General features: G+C 65.9%; 16 protein-coding genes and 2 rRNA genes (1 of these 18 running past the window's edge). 9 read left to right on the top strand and 9 right to left on the bottom strand.

Going from position 1 to position 17,944, the window contains the following annotated elements; genetic code table 11:
* Positions 1 to 6: 6 nt before the first annotated feature.
* Both JTE92_RS00760 and JTE92_RS00755 read right to left on the bottom strand, forming a co-directional pair.
* Positions 7 to 747: a glycine zipper 2TM domain-containing protein gene (locus tag JTE92_RS00760; RefSeq protein WP_063241073.1), complete on the bottom strand. Its 741-nt coding sequence runs from the start codon at positions 745 to 747 to the stop codon at positions 7 to 9.
* Positions 748 to 890: 143 nt separating this feature from the next.
* Positions 891 to 1,349, bottom strand: coding sequence for a MarR family winged helix-turn-helix transcriptional regulator (locus JTE92_RS00755; protein ID WP_063241074.1), 459 nt, complete (start codon positions 1,347 to 1,349; stop codon positions 891 to 893).
* Positions 1,350 to 1,568: 219 nt separating this feature from the next.
* Here JTE92_RS00755 and JTE92_RS00750 point away from each other — a divergent pair, with 219 nt between their 5' ends.
* Complete coding sequence (locus tag JTE92_RS00750) at positions 1,569 to 2,132, top strand: YggT family protein (protein ID WP_063241075.1); 564 nt, start codon at positions 1,569 to 1,571, stop codon at positions 2,130 to 2,132.
* Positions 2,133 to 2,219: 87 nt separating this feature from the next.
* On the opposite strand, the gene JTE92_RS00745 is transcribed toward JTE92_RS00750, so the two are convergent.
* Entirely contained in the window at positions 2,220 to 3,248 is a 1,029-nt protein-coding gene (locus JTE92_RS00745) for a LysR family transcriptional regulator (RefSeq protein WP_063241076.1), read from the bottom strand.
* 60 nt (positions 3,249 to 3,308) lie between these two features.
* On the opposite strand from JTE92_RS00745, the gene JTE92_RS00740 reads away from it, so the two are divergent.
* Positions 3,309 to 4,931 (top strand): MFS transporter, encoded by a 1,623-nt coding sequence (locus JTE92_RS00740; RefSeq protein ID WP_063241077.1) that lies wholly within the window; start codon positions 3,309 to 3,311, stop codon positions 4,929 to 4,931.
* A gap of 106 nt (positions 4,932 to 5,037) precedes the next feature.
* Positions 5,038 to 5,874 (top strand): IclR family transcriptional regulator, encoded by an 837-nt coding sequence (locus tag JTE92_RS00735; RefSeq protein WP_063241078.1) that lies wholly within the window; start codon positions 5,038 to 5,040, stop codon positions 5,872 to 5,874.
* Positions 5,875 to 5,905: 31 nt separating this feature from the next.
* Here the strand turns inward: JTE92_RS00735 and JTE92_RS00730 are convergent, their stop codons facing one another.
* Positions 5,906 to 6,754: a phytanoyl-CoA dioxygenase family protein gene (locus JTE92_RS00730; RefSeq protein ID WP_063241079.1), complete on the bottom strand. Its 849-nt coding sequence runs from the start codon at positions 6,752 to 6,754 to the stop codon at positions 5,906 to 5,908.
* A gap of 265 nt (positions 6,755 to 7,019) precedes the next feature.
* Here JTE92_RS00730 and JTE92_RS00725 point away from each other — a divergent pair, with 265 nt between their 5' ends.
* Genes JTE92_RS00725 through JTE92_RS00710 form a run of 4 tightly spaced genes read left to right on the top strand, consistent with a single transcriptional unit; the run spans position 7,020 to position 11,165 of the window.
* Entirely contained in the window at positions 7,020 to 7,946 is a 927-nt protein-coding gene (locus JTE92_RS00725) for an AAA family ATPase (RefSeq protein WP_063241080.1), read from the top strand.
* Between the two features lie 5 nt (positions 7,947 to 7,951).
* Positions 7,952 to 9,019 carry a DUF58 domain-containing protein gene (locus JTE92_RS00720; protein ID WP_084254768.1) on the top strand — a complete coding sequence of 356 codons (1,068 nt, stop codon included), beginning with the start codon at positions 7,952 to 7,954 and terminating at the stop codon, positions 9,017 to 9,019.
* Complete coding sequence (locus JTE92_RS00715) at positions 9,016 to 11,004, top strand: transglutaminase TgpA family protein (RefSeq protein ID WP_063241081.1); 1,989 nt, start codon at positions 9,016 to 9,018, stop codon at positions 11,002 to 11,004. The genes JTE92_RS00720 and JTE92_RS00715 overlap by 4 nt, the downstream gene beginning before the upstream one ends.
* 11 nt (positions 11,005 to 11,015) lie before the next feature.
* Positions 11,016 to 11,165 (top strand): hypothetical protein, encoded by a 150-nt coding sequence (locus JTE92_RS00710; RefSeq protein WP_157096936.1) that lies wholly within the window; start codon positions 11,016 to 11,018, stop codon positions 11,163 to 11,165.
* Between the two features lie 146 nt (positions 11,166 to 11,311).
* Here the strand turns inward: JTE92_RS00710 and JTE92_RS00705 are convergent, their stop codons facing one another.
* Both JTE92_RS00705 and JTE92_RS00700 read right to left on the bottom strand, forming a co-directional pair.
* A complete protein-coding gene (locus JTE92_RS00705; protein ID WP_029049823.1) occupies positions 11,312 to 11,644 on the bottom strand; it encodes a hypothetical protein in 333 nt (110 codons plus the stop codon).
* A gap of 234 nt (positions 11,645 to 11,878) precedes the next feature.
* Complete coding sequence (locus tag JTE92_RS00700) at positions 11,879 to 13,348, bottom strand: DegQ family serine endoprotease (RefSeq protein ID WP_063241082.1); 1,470 nt, start codon at positions 13,346 to 13,348, stop codon at positions 11,879 to 11,881.
* A gap of 167 nt (positions 13,349 to 13,515) precedes the next feature.
* On the opposite strand from JTE92_RS00700, the gene JTE92_RS00695 reads away from it, so the two are divergent.
* The gene (locus JTE92_RS00695) at positions 13,516 to 14,004 is read left to right on the top strand and encodes a MarR family winged helix-turn-helix transcriptional regulator (protein ID WP_063241083.1); all 489 of its coding nucleotides are present in this window, start codon (positions 13,516 to 13,518) and stop codon (positions 14,002 to 14,004) included.
* Between the two features lie 34 nt (positions 14,005 to 14,038).
* Positions 14,039 to 14,461: an organic hydroperoxide resistance protein gene (locus JTE92_RS00690; protein ID WP_063241084.1), complete on the top strand. Its 423-nt coding sequence runs from the start codon at positions 14,039 to 14,041 to the stop codon at positions 14,459 to 14,461.
* A 52-nt stretch (positions 14,462 to 14,513) separates the two neighbouring features.
* On the opposite strand, the gene JTE92_RS00685 is transcribed toward JTE92_RS00690, so the two are convergent.
* From JTE92_RS00685 to JTE92_RS00675, 3 genes are all read right to left on the bottom strand, one after another.
* The gene (locus JTE92_RS00685) at positions 14,514 to 14,783 is read right to left on the bottom strand and encodes a GIY-YIG nuclease family protein (RefSeq protein WP_063241085.1); all 270 of its coding nucleotides are present in this window, start codon (positions 14,781 to 14,783) and stop codon (positions 14,514 to 14,516) included.
* A 105-nt stretch (positions 14,784 to 14,888) separates the two neighbouring features.
* Positions 14,889 to 15,001: ribosomal RNA gene (gene rrf, locus JTE92_RS00680) — 5S ribosomal RNA — on the bottom strand.
* 113 nt (positions 15,002 to 15,114) lie between these two features.
* Positions 15,115 to 17,944, bottom strand: a 23S ribosomal RNA gene (locus JTE92_RS00675); it runs 49 nt beyond the window's last position.

Raw genomic sequence — 17,944 nt, 5'->3', positions numbered from 1 at the left:
CAGCTGTCAGTACGGCACCGCCACGCCGTTCTCGACCTTGACGCGGTCGCCGATGCGCATCTGGTAGGCGTTGGACTGCGTCAGCGTCAGGTAGCCGTTGTCGCTGGTGCGCACGCGCACGCGGTAGGCCGGCGCGCTGGTGCCAGTGCGCTTCTCGACCTCGTTGCCGGCCACCGCGCCGGCAACGGCGCCACCGATGGTCGCTACCGTATTGCCGCGGCCGCCGCCGACCTGGTGGCCGAGCAAACCACCGACGATGCCGCCGACCACCGCGCCCGCGCCGCTGGTCGAAGGCGGCTGGCCGGCAACCACTTCGATGGCCTCTACCCAGCCGTAGCGCACGCCGTACGCCTGGTTGCCGTAGTTGTTGTTGCCATGGTTATTGTTGTAGTTGTAGTCGTAGCCGCCGTCCGGATATTGCTGCTGCGGATACCCCTGCTGCGGGTACCCCGGTTGCGGATAGCCTTGCTGCGGATATTGTTGTTGGGGGTAGCCCTGCTGCGGGTAGCCCTGCTGCGGGTAGCCCTGCTGCGCGGGGTAGCCGCTGATGGTGGTGCCGCTGGCGCCGTAGTTGCCGCCATGGCTTCCACCATACGCGGTACTGGTGCCGTAGCTGCCATAGCCGCTGCCATAGCCGCTGCCATACCCCGCGCCATAGCCGTTGTCATAGCCATACGGCGTGGCACACCCGGCCAGCGCACCGGCGCCCAGCACCGCAAGCACAACCGAACGAAAGGGGATGGACATGGCTCGACTCCTGCGCACTGCGCGTATTGATGAATGCGCGCGAGTCTAGGGCCGCCCGCGGGCAGCGGGTGTCACCGGAGCTTTTGATTGGTAACCGCCTGTAACCGGATGCGCGGCGGTCGGTTGGCGGCCGGTTGGCGGGCTCAGCCGCGCTCGGCGCCGTCGTCGTTGAACTGCGTGATGCGTGCCACGCGGAAGGTGTTGCGCAGCGATTCCAGCTCGGTCCGGTGCAGCATCGCGAGCCGGTTCAGGCTGCGCTCGCCCTTGGCCAGCAGATGGACCTGCACCACGCGCCGGTCCTCGGGATTGAGGCGGCGCTTGACCAGCCCGGCCGCCTCGCAGCGGTTGACCAGCGCCACCACGCCGTGCTGCTTGGCCTGCAGGCGTTCGGCCAGCTCCCCGATCGAGGCCCATTCCTTGTCGGCGCTGCCGCGGATATGCAGCAGCAGCAGGTATTGCTGCACGGTCAGCCCCTCCTCGCGCGCCGCATCCTCGGAAAACCGCAGGAAGCGCCGCAACTGGTAGCGGAAGTCCGAGAGCGCCTCGAAGTCCGCCTTGGTGAGCGGCGCAGGGTTGTGGGACGAGGCTGGCTTGCTGGGCATAGGACTGACGAAAGACGACGGAAAGGCGACGGAAAGGCGCGCGAAAAACGTACACACGCCCGTCGCCGGCGCAGTGCGGCAGCGGGCGCTCGCAATTATAGGGCGGCGCCGGCATGTTGGACGCGCCACAGGCATGTGCCCCGGATGTGCCGATGTGACGCCGGGCTATGGCAGAATCTGTGCGGTTGCAGACACCCTAACCCACCGGAAACCGCATCGATGTTTACGGAAATCGCCCTCTTCCTGCTGGATACCATCTTTACCCTGTTCGGCATGGCCCTGCTGCTGCGCGTCTGGATGCAGCTGACGCGGCTGCCGACGCGCAACCCGGTCTCGCAGGGCGTGTTCCAGATCACCGACTGGCTGGTGCGGCCGCTGCGCCGGATCATCCCGGGCGTGGGCGGCATCGACTGGGCCACGGTGGTGGCGGCCTGGCTGACGGCGGTCGTGTTCCTGTTGCTGGTCGCGCTGCTCAGCAACGCCGACCTGCTGGCGTTCCTGCCGGCGGTACTGCTGACCGCGTTGCTGTACGTGCTGAAGTGGGCGATCAGCCTGGTGATGTGGGTCACGCTGCTGATGGCGATCCTGTCGTGGGTCAACCCCCATTCGCCGATCACGCCCGCCATCGACCACCTGACCGCGCCGGTGTTGCGCCCGATCCAGCGCGTGGTGCCGCGCCTGGGGGGCTTCGATGTCTCGCCGCTGGTGCTGTTCGTGATCGCGCAGATCCTGCTGATGGTGGTCGCCAGGCTGGGTGCGAGCGTGTTCAACATGCATTTTTGAGGGCCGCCGGCCGCTGCGATGGCGCCGGTGCGGCCCTTGCCACTGCCCTTGCCACGGCCTCGCGCCGTGGTGGCCTCGCCAGCGTCCTCACCCCGGTGGCCGGGCCTCTCCCTGTGCCAGGCCGTTTCCGTCCGCCTGCGCATCGCCCTCGGGCCCGGCGCCCTCCCTTGCCCACTCGCCGGGCTCGATCCCTTCGGCCCCTTCGAGGCCTGACTCGGGCCCCAGCTCCGACACCATCATCGACTCGATCGCTTCCATGAACGCGCGCACCTTGCGCGGCTGCAGGCGCCGGTCCGGCAGCAGCGCGAACACGCGCAGCGGCGGCAGCGGGAAGTCCGGCAGTACCCGCACCAGGCGGCCCTGCGCGATCTCGGCCTCGCAGTAGTTCACCGACAGGCGCGCGATGCCGAGGCCGGCCAGCGCGCCCTGCAGGCGCAACTCGGCGTTGAAGGTCTGCATGCGCGGCCGGATCGGCACGGAGACGGTCTCGCCGTCGCGGGTAAATTCCCAGACGGTGTCGCCCGGCGTGGTCAGCGTCGGCATGTTGGCCAGGTCTTCCGGGCGCAGCTGCGCCGGCAAACTGTCCGCCAGCGACGGCGCGGCAAACAGCCCGCGCTCGACGTGGTAGATGCGGCGGGCCACCGTGCCGGAATCGGGCAGATCGGCATCGACGATGACGAAGGCCACGTCAAACCCGTCGCGGATCGGGTCGACCAGTCCCTGCGTGATCTCCACCGCCACATCGAGTGCCGGATGCGCGGCGAGTGTGCGGCAGATCACCCCGCCCAGTTGCTGGGCGCCGAATTCATAAGGCGTGGCGATGCGCAGCACGCCCTGGACGCGCTCTTCGCGCGCCAGCGTCTCCTGCCGGATCTCGCGCAGCCGCGCGAACAGCGGCGCCACATCGCGATAGACGGCCTTGCCGGCATCGGTGAGGCGCATGCGCCGCGTGGTGCGCTCCAGCAGCTTCGCGCCGATGGCGGTTTCCAGCCGCGCCACCGCGGCCGAGACGCGCGACTTGGGGCAATCGAGCTGCTCCGCCGCGGCCGTGAACGTTCCCTGCTCGACGACGCAGCAGAACGCTTCCCAGTCGTTCCATTGAATTGTTTGATTCACCGGACAATGTTTCCCTGACAGCCTGTAGTTCTCTGCGGCAGGCGACATTATGCTTGAGCGATGCAACAAACGCCTGCACCGGCTGCACCGGACGGCTCAGCGCCAGCGCTGGCAACGACAGTCCCGGCAGCCTCCGCCCCAGCCTCGATCCCCGTCTCCACCCCAGCGCGACCCCGCATGCAACTCGCCAGTCACCCCGAAATGGGTCACTGGCGACTTTCATTGTTCGGCCTGACGCTCGGCCTGGTCACCGGCATCGACTTTTCTTCCACGCTGATGATGGGCGTGGCCAGCCAGCATATCCAGGGCGGCATCGGCGCCGCGCCCGAAGACTACCTGTACGCGGTCTCGGCCTATGCCGCCACCGCGGTGCTGATGAACATGGTGCTCGACCAGGTCGCGCGCCGCATCACGTACAAGCGCTTTACGCTGGCGTCGCTGGTGGTGTTCATGCTGGGTTCGCTGATCTGCGCCGAGTTTGCCAGCCCCGCCGGGCTGATCTCCGGCAAGGCGGTGCAGGGCCTGGGCGCCGGTGGCCTGTTCGCGGCCTCGCGCATCCTGGTGCAACTGGTGTCGACGCCGGCAGAACGCGGCGCGCTGATGCTGCGCTTCGGCGGCGGCGCGTTCTCGATGCTGGCGATCACGCCATGGCTGACCAGCATTTTCCTCGACGATATCGGCTGGCGCGCGGTGTTCCTGTTCCAGGCCGGCATTGCCTTGCCGGTGCTGCTGTCGGTGGCGCTGACCTACCCCACGCGCGCGCCGCGCGACCCGCATCCGCCGGTGTCGACACTGGACTGGCCCGCCGCGATCGCCGCCGCGGCCGGGGCACTGGTGTTGCTGCACACGCTGCAGGAAATGCGCTACACACGCTTCTTCAGCTCGCCGGAAATGCCGCTGACCGCGCTGGGCGGCCTGGCGCTGTTCGCCTTCGCCGGCTGGCGCCTGTACCGCCATCCCGACCCGTGGATCGACCTGTCGCGGCTGGCCGGGCGCCAGTATCTCTACGGGCTGGGCTTCTACACGCTGTATTACCTGATGTCGTCGGCATGGGCCTTCCTGCTGCCGTCGCTGACGCAGACCGGCCTGGGCCTGACCTTCCGCACCACCTGCATGCTGCTGGCGACCAGCGGCACGGTGGCGGCCATCGGCGCCATCGTCATCACGCTGGGCATGGCGCTGGTGTTCCGCAAGCGGCGCGTGATCGCACTTGGCTTTATCGTCTATGCCTGCGCCGCGATGCTGTTTTCGCACCAGCTGATGCCGGGCGCGCCCGACTATGCGCTGGTGCCGGTGGTGCTGCTGGAAGGGCTGACGCCGGTGCTGCTGATGGTGCAGGTGGCATCGATGACCTACCTGGAGGTGCCGGTCGAGGATTTCTCGCATGCCTACCAGTTCAAGAACGTGTGCAAGCAGATTGCCTCGGCCATGGGCACCGGCCTGGCCAGCGTGTTCATGCAGGACGGGCAGGCCGAGCACCGCACCCACCTGGTCGAGCAGGTCACGCGCTTCAACCCGGCACTGCAGTCGCCGGATGTGCTGTCGGCCGCGGGGCTGGCGAAGATCTCGCTGGAAATCGACCGGCAGGCCACGCTGCTGGCCGGCATGGACATGCTGCACGGCTTTGCGGTGATCTGCATGCTCGGCGCAGTGTTCGTGCTGGTGCAGCGCAGCTTCCGCTAGGACACCAAGACGCCGCTGGCCGGCCGGCACTGGCGTTGCGCCGGCATTTCCTCTACCCTTTCGGCCTTTCCGTGCCAATCCGGCGACCCGCGCCGGTGCTACACCGATGGCCAGTTCCACCGACTCCCCCCGCGACACGCAGGCGCCCCCGAGCGCAGGCGCCGCCGCCGCGCCCGAGAAGCCAAGCGACAGCTATGTGCAGTCCTTTGCACGCGGGCTGTCGGTCATCCGTGCCTTCAATGCCCAGCACCCGGCGCAGACGCTGACGGAAATCGCCCAGGCCAGCGGCCTCACGCGCGCGGGTGCGCGCCGCATCCTGCTGACGCTGGTAGGACTGGGCTATGTGCAGGCCGACGGGCGGCTGTTCCGGCTGACGCCCAAGATCCTCGATCTCGGCTTTGCCTACCTGACCTCGATGCCGTTCTGGAACCTGGCCGAGCCGATCATGGAGACGCTGTCGCAGCAGGTGCATGAAAGCTGCTCGATCTCCGTGCTGGACGGGACCGAGATCGTCTACGTGCTGCGCGTGCCGGCGCGCAAGATCATGACCATCAACCTGTCGATCGGCAGCCGGCTGCCGGCGTATTGCTCGTCGATGGGCCGCGTGCTGATGGCGGGGCTGAACGAAGCCGAGCTGGACAGCGTGCTGCGCGCCAGCGAGTTGCGCGCGCGCACCGGCCGCACCGTGACCGACATCGATGCGCTGAAAACCATCATCGCCGACATCGGCAAGCGCGGCTGGGCCCTCAACGACCAGGAGCTGGAAGAGGGACTGGTGTCGCTGGCGGCGCCGATCCGCAACCGCGCCGGCCAGACCATCGCCGCGATCAATATCAGCGGCCAGGCCAACCGCACCAGCGCGCAGGAAATGCTGGAGCGCTTCCTGCCGCCGCTGCTCGAGGCCTCGGAAAAAATTTCGGGGCTGGTCGGGCTGCGTACCTGAACGCCGGCCCCGCCATCGCGCGCCGGCTGCGTCAGCCGGCCACCGGCAGCGCCACGCTGCCGAACTCGGCCGAGCGCGTGCCCTCCAGCGGCCGGTTGCTGGCGCCGAAATACGCAAAGGCCACCGACAGCTTCACCGCGTTTGACGCATTGCGCCCCGCCGCATGGAACAGCCGGCTGTCGAAGAACAGCACATCGCCACGATGCAGCGCGAGCGGGCACGCCCCCTGCAGCAGCGGCTGGCTGGCCGGGTGCGCCTCGATCAGGAATTCCGCGGGATCCAGCTGGCCCGGCTCCAGCGCCGCGCGGTGCGATCCCGGGATGACGCGCAGCACGCCGTTGCTTTCGTCCTCGTCGCCCAGCGCCAGCCATACCGTCACCAGCTCGGGCTTGGCAAACGACCAATAGCGCGTATCGCGGTGCCAGCCGGTCTGGCTGCCGTAGTGCGGGTGCTTGGTCATCACGCAGTTATGGTGCGCCAGCGTCAGGCACGCGGGTTCGCCCAGCAGCGCCTGCACCACCGACACCAGCTTCGGGTCGGTGGCCCAGTTGTGGAACACCTCGTCGCGGCCGTAGGCCTGGCGCAGCCGCCTGACGGTGCCGCCGCCGGCGGCGTCGCGCGTGGACGGGGCCCCGGGATAGCCCAGGTCGGCCTCGAATTCCACCGGCGGCACCACCGCTGCCAGGTGCGTGCGCGCCACCGCTTCCAGCGCGGCGCAGTCTGCCTCGCTGCCGAAACCGCGCAGGATCACGAAGCCGTTGGCATGAAAGGCCTGCGCCAGGCGCAGCAGCGCGTCGGAATCGGCGGCGTCGGGGGTCAGCACGGCAGCTGCGGGTAGGTCGGCACGGAGGTCGGCAGAGGGGTCCAGCGAGGCAGTCATTGCAGCGGGCAGCGGAAGGAGAGAGCAACACGGGTGGGCCGGCAGTGGCCCGACAGGCTCATGATGCCAGAACCGGCGCAATCTGGCGCAGCCGCCGCGCCATTCCGGTGCACCGCCGCCGGCCCCGGGGTGTCTCCGTTCGGAAACAGACGGTGCCGCGTGGCGCGCACGCCGCTACAATGCGCTGGACTGCGTCCCCGTTCTTGCCGCCGATCCGTTGCCGCCGGTCCGGCTCCCTTCCAACTCCTTTGCGCCGAGGTCCAACGTGACTGCTCGCCCACGCATCGTCGCTTCGCTGGCCGAGGCCCAGGCCCAGCTGGGCCGCATCGTTCTCGGCAAGCCGCAGCAAGTGCGGCTGGCGCTGGCCTGCATGCTGGCGGGAGGCCACCTGCTGCTGGAAGACGTGCCCGGCGTGGGCAAGACCACGCTGGCGCATGCGCTGGCGCGTACGCTCGGGCTGCAATACCAGCGCGTCCAGTTCACCAGCGACCTGCTGCCGGCGGACCTGATCGGCGTCTCGGTGTTCGTGCGCGATGCGGGCGAATTCCGCTTCCACCGCGGCCCGGTGTTCGCGCAGGTAGTGCTCGCCGACGAGATCAACCGGGCGCCGCCCAAGACCCAGAGCGCGCTGCTCGAAGCCATGGCCGAGCGGCAGGTGACGCATGACGGCACCACGCATGCGCTGCCCGCACCGTTTTTCGTGATCGCCACGCAGAATCCGCTGGAGCAGCTGGGCACCCATGCGCTGCCCGAGTCGCAACTCGACCGCTTCACCATGCGCGTGTCGCTGGGCTATCCCGATCCCGCCTTCGAGCGCGTGCTGTACCTCGGCGGCGCCAGCGCGGCCGCAGCCACGCCGGTGATGGATGCCGCGCAGGTGCTGGCCCTGCAGCAGGCGGCCGCGCAGGTGTACGCCAGCCCCGCGCTGGTCGACTATGTGCTGGCGCTGGTGCAGGCCACGCGCCAGCACGGCGGCTTTGCCGCGGGCCTGTCGCCGCGCGCGGGGCTGTCGCTGCTGGCCTGCGCCCGCGCCTGGGCCCTGCTGGCGCAGCGTGAGCTGGTGCTGCCTGAAGATGTACAGGCGGTCTTTGCCGCCGTGGCCGCGCACCGGCTGCTGCCGGCGGGCAGAGTCGGGCCCGCGGCGGTGGACGGCGAGCTGGCGGCACTGCTGGCCGGCGTGGCCATCCCCTGACGCCAATGGCGAGCGATCCGCCGGCGGCGTCGCAGAACAACCGGGCCGCCACCGCACACCATCGCTTGTCCAGGCCGGGGCTGTTCGCGTCCGCCAGGCTCTTGCGCCAGCGCCTTGCCGCGCGCCGGCCGTCCGGCGGCACCGTACGGCTGGACCGGCGCCATCTCTATATCCTTCCCGCGCGGGGCGGCATCGGCTTTGCCGTGCTGCTCGGCGCGATGCTGCTGACTTCGCTCAACTACAACATCAGCCTGGGCTTCGCGCTGACCTTCCTGCTGGCCGGCATCGGCATGTCGTGCATGTGGCTGGCGTACCGCAACCTGCTCGAACTGGCGGTAAGCGCGGGCACGGTGGCGCCGGTGCATGCCGGCCAGCTCGCGGTGTTTGCGCTGCGCGTCGACAACGCCGACGCCGGCGCGCGCATCGGCATCGAGGCGCGCGTGCCGGCGCTGCCCGACGTGTTGCCCGCCACGCTGACGCTCGACGGCCACGCCAGCGGCACGCTTGCCCTGCACGTGCCGGCGCAGCGGCGCGGACGGCTGGCGCTGCCGCGCGTGGTGCTCAGCAGCCGCTTCCCGTTCGGGCTGTTCCGCGTCTGGAGCCATGCGGACCTGCCGCTGTCGACGCTGGTCTATCCGGCGCCCGAAGCCGATGCACCGCCCCCGCCCGCCGCGCATCGCCCAGGCGCGGACGACGCCGGGCATGCCGCGGCCGGCGTGCCGGGCGACGACGGCATCGACCAGCTGCGGCGCTACCGCAGCGGCGACCCGCTGCACCGGATCGCATGGAAGCACAGCGCGCGCACCGGCCGCTGGCTCAGCCGCAGCGGCGATCCGCCGCAGCGCCCGGCGCGCTGGCTCGACTGGCAGGCGATGCCCGCGGGCATGGACGCCGAAGCGCGGCTATCGCGGCTGTGCGCCTGGCTGCTGGCCGCGCCGGACGACGCGGAAATCGGCCTGCGCCTGCCCGGTCTTGAACTGCCGCCCGCATGTGGCGCGAGCCATCGGCGCGCCTGCCTGGAAGCGCTGGCGCTGTGGCCGCAGCATCCGGCGCGGCCCGGAGCCCGCCCATGAACGCCGTGGCCCGGCCGCTGCGGCATGAGGACCATGGCATGCTGCTCGGCCAGCTGGCGCTGGTGCTGGCGCCACAGGCGCGCACGCTGCCGGTGTCGGTCAGCCTGTTGCTGTTGCTGCTGCTTGGCTGGCGCTGGCTGTTGTGGCGGCGGCGCGCGCCGCTGCCGTCGCGCTGGATGCTCGGCACGACCGCGCTGCTGGTGTTGCTGGTGGCCAGCGCGCTGGCGTGGCAGGCCGGCGGCGGTGTCGGGCGCGAGCTGGCGGTGGCGCTGCTGGGTGCGTTCGTCATCCTCAAGCTGCTGGAGTGCCGCGCGCTGGCCGATGCCACGCTGGTCACGCAACTGTCCTTTTACCTGCTGCTGACGCTGTACCTGTCGGACCAGCCCTTCTGGCTGGCGCTGTACAGCCTGGCAATCGGCGCCTGGGTGTTGCGCAACTGGCTGCTGCTGCACCACCCGGAGGCGCGCAGCCGGCTGGCGATCTGGCCGATGCTGGGCCGCATGGCGCTGCTCGGCCTGCCATGGGCGGTGGCCATGTTCGTGCTGTTCCCGCGGCTGGAGCATCCGCTGTGGCAGCTGCCGCAATCCGCGCCCACCGGCACCACCGGACTCAGCGATACGATGCGGCCCGGCAGCGTCGGCCAGCTGATCCGCTCGCCGGCGCTGGCGCTGCGCGCCGAGGTCGCCGGCCCGCCGCTGCCTGCCTCGGCCTTGTACTGGCGCGCGCTGGTGCTATGGGAGTACGACGGCACCACCTGGCGTCCCGCACGCCAGCGCCTGCAGGCACTGGCGCCTGCGCCGGCTGTTGTCTCGGACAGGCACGGCATCGATTACAACATCACGCTGGAGCCCAGCTCGCAGCACTGGCTGCTGGTGTTGGACCGCGGACAGGCCTTGTCGCCGTCCGCCGAAGCCGCCGTCACGCCAGATGGCGAGTTCATGTCGCGCCGGCCAGTGGACCAGCGCATCCGCTACCAGGCGCGCTCGACGCTCGCCCCGGCACCGGAGGCGCTGGATGCCGCCACGCACCGGCTGGCGCTGAGCCTGCCCGCCGGCAATCCGCGCGCCCGCGTGCTGGCGTCCACATGGGCTGCACAGCACGCCGATCCCGCCGCACGCGTACAGGCGGCACTGCGCCTGTTCGCCGCCGCCCCGTTTGCCTACACCCTCAGCCCGCCACCGCTCGGCGCGGAGCAGGTCGACAGTTTTGTGTTCGACACCAGGCGCGGCTTCTGCGAACACTACGCCAGCAGCTTCGTCTTCCTCATGCGCGCCGCCGGCGTGCCTGCACGGGTCGTGACCGGCTACCAGGGCGGCGAATACAACCCCATCGGCGGCCACTACATGGTGCGCCAGTCCGACGCCCACGCCTGGGCCGAAGTCTGGCTGGAAGGCCGCGGCTGGGTGCGCGTGGATCCCACCAGCGCAGTTGCGCCCAGCCGGATCGAGCAAGGCCTGGACGCCGCGCTTGGCGCCGAGGCCGCGGCATGGCGCCCGACCCACCAGCCGGGCTGGCTGCAGGACATCCGCTGGACCTACGAAGGCATGGTCTACCGCTGGCAGCGCTGGGTCCTGCAGTATGACCACGCGCAACAGGCGCGCCTGCTGGCCACCCTCGGCACCGGGGCCAGTGCCGGGCAGCTGCTGGCCGGCGCGCTCGGCGTGCTGTGCCTGCTCGCGCTGGTGCCGCTGTGGCGACGCCGCGAGCAGGCCGATCCGCTTGACGCCGCCTACGACCGCTTTTGCGAGCTGCTGGCCCGGCACGGCTGCGTGCGCGCACCCGCCGAAGGCCCGCAAGACTTCGCCGCACGCGCCAGCGCCCGACTCCCGCAGGCTGCCGCGTCCATCACGGCAGTTGCCGCGGCCTACATCGGGCAGCGTTATGGCAAGGGCGATCCGACGCACGCGCGCCAGGCGGCGGAGCGCATGCGAGCGGGCACGCGGGACATCGCCCGCGTACTGCGCGGCAAAGATCCTGCTGTTTGAGAACATCATGTTTGTGCTCGCGTCAAGGCGCGCTGGCGCAACTCGCCGCGATGGTCGAGCAACAGGCCAGGCCGATTGCCTGCGAGGATATCTACCGGTTGATGGCGGTGCTCGCGCCTGGCGCGGCGGCGTTCATGCTGGCGCAGCGGCGTCTGGCCTGAAACGCGCGTATTCGCTCGCCATCAGTGGCGGAACGCTGGATTGACTGCAGTGCGAAGAATCGGGGAGGTGCGGGGGCGCCGCGCAAGCGGATGATGGCGCGGACGGGTCGCAGTGCCGGCAGACGCGGCACCGGCGAAATACCTGCTCAGAACAGCGACAGCTGGCGCATGCCGAAACCGATGGTTTCTTCGACGCGCGCGCGTGCGTGGGCCAGCGACCCTTCTGCGCCAGAGTAATTGCCGGCGGCCCAGTGGTAGACCACGGGAACTTCGCCACGCTCGGACAGGCGCACTTCGCCAAGCTTGTCGCCGCGTTCATTGCGGTAGAAATGCGAGCGGTAGCCGCGCTCCCAATGCGGGGCGACTACTTTTTTGCGCCGCCGGGGCTTCGGCGCGGAGCCGGCCGCCGACGTCGTTGACGTCAGTCGCCGCGCTCTATCGGTACCCGGCGTTGTGGCGCGGGTGAAATCCAACTGCATAGACTTCCTTTTTGTCGATTCAGCAGAACCAGGACCGGCGGGAGGCTACCGCCGCATGCTTCGTGCATCGCAGTCGAGATAATACCTGTTGGCGCGCCTTCTGTAAGTAGTTGGTTGTGCGGAATGCCGCTTCCCATAAGGCTTAGCGGGCCGTATACCGGTCTGGTATACGGCCCGCGTAAACCGCAAAGCCTTGTCTGTTAACGATTGGCGGACAGCGCCGCACGATCGGCATTAACCGATATCGAGCGGAATAAAGATGCGGGCATCGTCGCGTTGCACCAGCAGTGCCACCTGCTTGCCGGACTTTGCCACCAGCGATTTCAGTTGCTCGGCCGAAGTGATCGGCGTGCCGTTGAGCGACAGGATCACGTCGCCCGGCTGGATGCCCACCCGCGCCGCGGGTCCGCTCACGTCTTCGACCACCAGCCCGCCTTCGATGCCGCTGGCGCGCCTTTCCCCCGGCGACAGCGGACGCACCGCCAGCCCGAGCCGGCCGCTGGCCTCGTTGGCGCCGCCCTTCTGCGCCACCGCCTGGTCCCTGGCCGTGCCGATCTTCACCGACAAGCTCATCGGCTCGCCCTTGCGGATGATCTTCAGCGAGCTTTGCGTGCCGGGCTTGAGGTCGGCCACATGCTCGGGCAGGTCGCCCGAATGGTCGATCACGTCGTTATCCAGCTGCACGATCACGTCGCCCGGCTTCAGGCCCGCACGCGCGGCGGGACTGTCCGGCTCGACCGAGTTGACCAGCGCCCCGGTCGGCTTGGGCAATCCGAACGATTGCGCCAGCGCCTGGTTGACTTCCTGCACGCTGATGCCGAGGCGGCCGCGCGTGACCTTGCCGGTCGCCACCAGCTGCTGCTGGACCTTGGTGGCCACGTCGATCGGAATCGCGAACGACAACCCCTGGTAGCCGCCGGTCTGGCTGTAGATCTGCGCGTTGATGCCGATCACCTCGCCACGCTGGTTGAACAGCGGGCCGCCCGAGTTGCCCGGGTTGACGGCCACGTCCGTCTGGATGAACGGCACGTAGGTGTCGTCAGGCAGCGAGCGCGACTTGGCGCTGACGATGCCGGCAGTCACGGTGTTCTCGAAGCCGTACGGCGAACCGATGGCCAGCACGGGCTCGCCGACGCGCACCTGCGAGGGATCGCCCAGGCGAACCGTCGGCAGGTCCCTGGCATCGATGCGGATCACTGCCACATCGGTCTGCGGATCGGTGCCCAGCACCTTGGCCTTGAACTCGCGCCGGTCAGTCAGCTTGACGGTCACCTCCTGCGCCCCGTCGACGACGTGCGCATTGGTCAGGATCAGACCGTCGGGACTGACGATAAAGCCCGAGCCCAGGCCGCGTACCAGTTGTTGTTGGCCACCTTGCGGGCCCTGGAACTGAGGGCCGAAACGCTTGAAGAACTGGAACAGCGGATCGTCCGGATCGATCCCCGGCGGCATCTGCGCCGCGGTGCGTTGGGCGCGCGCGGTCACGCTGATATTGACCACGGCGGGTCCATATTGCGCAACGATGCCGGAGAAGTCCGCCGGCGTGGCCACGGCGGCGGCCGGCTGCGCGGCCGCGACAGGCGCCGGCGTGGAGGCGGCGTATCCGGGCGTGACGACTTCCTTCTGCAGATAGGCATACCCGCCGCCCAGGGCGGCGAGGGCCGCGATCCCAATGGCCGTGCGAGCAATGGTCTGGCGAATCATGTCGGGGTCCTTTCGTAGAATCTGGCGTCGGCACTTTGCGACGCGACGGGATCATGCTAGCCACCGAGACTTAAAACAGAATTAAGGTTACGAGTGCCGCAATCACCTCTTTTGTCGCGGCGTCAAATTTATATTGCGCACAATCTAATTGCGTCTAATATATTGGCATGGAACGCGACAACGACCCCAAACCGAATTGGCTGCTGCTCGATCGGCAACTATGCTTTGCTCTGTATTCGACCTCGCTGGCGATGACCAAGCTGTACAAGCCGATGCTTAGTGAGCTTGGACTTACTTACCCGCAATATCTGGTAATGCTTGTGTTGTGGGAAACCGAAACGCTGACGGTGTCGGAACTAGGGGCGCGCCTGGCGCTGGATTCCGGCACGCTGACACCGTTGTTGAAGCGGCTGGAAGCCACCGGCCTGGTTACCCGCAACCGCGACACCGGCGACGAGCGCCGGGTGCTGGTGCGCGTGACTGACGCCGGGCGGGCGCTGCGCAACGCAGCCGAACGCATTCCTGAACAGATGCTGTGCGCCACGCAGTGCCCGGTCGAAGAAATCCAGGCCCTGACGCAGCGCCTGCATGCATTGCGGTCCGCGCTGGAAGCAGCGCGTACCGATTTCCCACTGCCGCACGGCGGCAAGTCTTGATACGCCCCTGCGGGCAACCAAACCGGAGCCTTAGATGAAACTCGAAAAAGTCGTTTATACCGCCCATGCCAAAGCAACCGGCGGCCGCGATGGCCGGGCCACCACCTCCGATAGCCAACTGGACGTCAAGCTGGCAGTGCCCAAGGAGATGGGTGGTGCCGGCAACGGCCTGAACCCGGAGCAACTGTTCGCCGCGGGCTATTCGGCCTGCTTCCTGGGCGCAATCCGGTACGTGGCCGGCCAGCAAAAGATCAATGTGCCGGCAGAGGCATCGATCGAAGGCGCCGTCGGCATCGGGCCGATTCCGCAAGGTTTCGGCATCCAGGTCGAGCTGAAGATTTCGCTGCCGGGGTTCGAGCGCGAGGCGGCGGAGAAACTGGTGGAGCAGGCTCACCAGGTTTGCCCGTATTCGAATGCCACCCGCGGCAATATCGACGTGACGCTGACGATCGTCTGATTTCCGCGCCCCAAACAAAACGGCCAGGATCGCCTTGCGGTCCTGGCCGTTTTTACTTTGGGTCTTCGTGCTGCGCACAGAACGCGCGTTTCTGCGCCGCACTCATGCGCTTGATCTCGATTTCCGCCTTCAACGCCTCCGATTTGGTTTCAAAGCGCAGCCGCACCATGACTCGGATAGGCTTGCGCGAACGCGTATATTTGGCCCCCTTTCCCGACAGATGCTCCGCAAAGCGCCGGTCGACGTCAGTGGTGATCCCGGTATAGATCGAGTCACCGGTGCATTCGAGCAGGTAGAGATACCAGGCGCAGTCGTCTGACATGAAATGAAAGGTCTAAGCGAGCCGATAAACCGCTGATGTAGTCGAAGCCGCAAAAAGCAAAAACCCCTCGCAGCACACGCTGTCGAGGGGTTTTGCACAATAAGAGCCTGGCGATGACCTACTTTCACACGGGAATCCGCACTATCATCGGCGCGGAGTTGTTTCACGGACCTGTTCGGGATGGGAAGGGGTGGTTCCAACTCGCTATGGTCACCAGGCATGAGGGGTTGCGGCGTTGCGCTTGCGTCAACGTCGCGAATAGGGATGTAGTCTTGGTTGTGTGTATCGTGGCACAAGGCGATCGACTCACCAGGTGAAACACACTGGTTATAGGATCAAGCCTTACGGGCAATTAGTACTGGTTAGCTTAACGCATTACTGCGCTTCCACACCCAGCCTATCAACGTCCTGGTCTCGAACGACCCTTCAAGGAGGTCAAGCCTCCAGGGAATCCTCATCTTCAGGCGAGTTTCCCGCTTAGATGCTTTCAGCGGTTATCTCTTCCGTACATAGCTACCCTGCGATGCCTCTGGCGAGACAACAGGTACACCAGCGGTACGTCCACTCCGGTCCTCTCGTACTAGGAGCAGCCCCCGTCAAGATTCCAACGCCCACGGCAGATAGGGACCAAACTGTCTCACGACGTTTTAAACCCAGCTCACGTACCTCTTTAAATGGCGAACAGCCATACCCTTGGGACCGGCTACAGCCCCAGGATGAGATGAGCCGACATCGAGGTGCCAAACACCGCCGTCGATATGAACTCTTGGGCGGTATCAGCCTGTTATCCCCAGAGTACCTTTTATCCGTTGAGCGATGGCCCTTCCATTCAGAACCACCGGATCACTATGTCCTGCTTTCGCACCTGCTCGACTTGTCGGTCTCGCAGTTAAGCACGCTTTTGCCATTGCACTTTAGGTACGATGTCCGACCGTACCAAGCGTACCTTCGAACTCCTCCGTTACACTTTGGGAGGAGACCGCCCCAGTCAAACTGCCTACCATGCACTGTCCCCGACCCGGATTCACGGGCCAAGGTTAGAACCTCAAACAAACCAGGGTGGTATTTCAAGGACGGCTCCACGTGAACTAGCGTCCACGCTTCTAAGCCTCCCACCTATCCTACACAGATCGGTTCAAAGTCCAATGCAAAGCTACAGTAAAGGTTCATGGGGTCTTTCCGTCTAGCCGCGGGGAGATTGCATCATCACAAACACTTCAACTTCGCTGAGTCTCGGGAGGAGACAGTGTGGCCATCGTTACGCCATTCGTGCAGGTCGGAACTTACCCGACAAGGAATTTCGCTACCTTAGGACCGTTATAGTTACGGCCGCCGTTTACCGGGACTTCAATCAAGAGCTTGCACCCCATCATTTAATCTTCCGGCACCGGGCAGGCGTCACACCCTATACGTCCACTTTCGTGTTTGCAGAGTGCTGTGTTTTTATTAAACAGTCGCAGCCACCATTTTATTGCAACCCCTTCACCCTTCTGGCGCAGGCCAGTCAAGCTACCAGGGCGTACCTTATCCCGAAGTTACGGTACCAATTTGCCGAGTTCCTTCTCCCGAGTTCTCTCAAGCGCCTTAGAATACTCATCTCGCCCACCTGTGTCGGTTTGCGGTACGGTCTCGTATGACTGAAGCTTAGAGGCTTTTCTTGGAACCACTTCCAATTGCTTCGCAGCTCTAGGCCGCTCGCCCCACATCCTTGAATCCCGCGCCCGGATTTGCCTGAGCGCCTTCTCCAATGCAGGGACCGGGACTTCCAACACCCGGACAACCTTCCGCGATCCGTCCCCCCATCGCATCATACGACGGTGCAGGAATATTAACCTGCTTCCCATCAGCTACGCATCTCTGCCTCGCCTTAGGGGCCGACTCACCCTACGCCGATGAACGTTGCGTAGGAAACCTTGGGCTTACGGCGAGGGGGCCTTTCACCCCCTTTATCGCTACTCATGTCAGCATTCGCACTTCTGATACCTCCAGCATCCTTTACAAGACACCTTCACAGGCTTACAGAACGCTCTCCTACCACGCACTTGCGTGCGTCCGCAGCTTCGGTATATAGCTTAGCCCCGTTACATCTTCCGCGCAGGACGACTCGATCAGTGAGCTATTACGCTTTCTTTAAAGGGTGGCTGCTTCTAAGCCAACCTCCTGACTGTTTTAGCCTTCCCACTTCGTTTCCCACTTAGCTATATTTGGGGACCTTAGCTGGCGGTCTGGGTTGTTTCCCTCTTGACACCGGACGTTAGCACCCGATGTCTGTCTCCCGTGATTGCACTCTTCGGTATTCGGAGTTTGCTATGGCGGGGTAATCAGCAATAGACCCCCCAACCATGACAGTGCTCTACCCCCGAAGGTGAGACACGAGGCACTACCTAAATAGTTTTCGGAGAGAACCAGCTATTTCCAGATTTGTTTAGCCTTTCACCCCTATCCACAGCTCATCCCCTAACTTTTCAACGTTAGTGGGTTCGGTCCTCCAGTACGTGTTACCGCACCTTCAACCTGGCCATGGATAGATCATCTGGTTTCGGGTCTACACCCAGCGACTCAACGCCCTGTTCGGACTCGCTTTCGCTACGCCTGCCCTAATCGGTTAAGCTTGCCACTGAATGTAAGTCGCTGACCCATTATACAAAAGGTACGCCGTCACCCCCGAAAGGGCTCCGACTGTTTGTATGCATGCGGTTTCAGGATCTATTTCACTCCCCTCCCGGGGTTCTTTTCGCCTTTCCCTCACGGTACTGGTTCACTATCGGTCGATCACGAGTATTTAGCCTTGGAGGATGGTCCCCCCATCTTCAGACAGGATTTCACGTGTCCCGCCCTACTTGTCGTACACCTAGTTCCACAACGCTGTTTTCGCATACAGGGCTATCACCTGCTACGGCCGGGCTTTCCATCCCGTTCTGCTAACAACACTGCTAAAGAGTACAAGGCTGTTCCCATTTCGTTCGCCACTACTTTGGGAATCTCGGTTGATTTCTGTTCCTGCAGCTACTTAGATGTTTCAGTTCGCCGCGTTCGCTTCCCACACCTATGGATTCAGTGTGGGATGACCCATTCGGGCCGGGTTTCCCCATTCGGACATCTCCGGATCAAAGCTCGTTTGCCAGCTCCCCGAAGCTTTTCGCAGGCTACCGCGTCCTTCA

The sequence above is a fragment of the Cupriavidus oxalaticus genome (genome assembly GCF_016894385.1).
GTDB lineage: Bacteria > Pseudomonadota > Gammaproteobacteria > Burkholderiales > Burkholderiaceae > Cupriavidus > Cupriavidus oxalaticus.
This window is presented reverse-complemented; position numbering and strand designations above follow the sequence as displayed.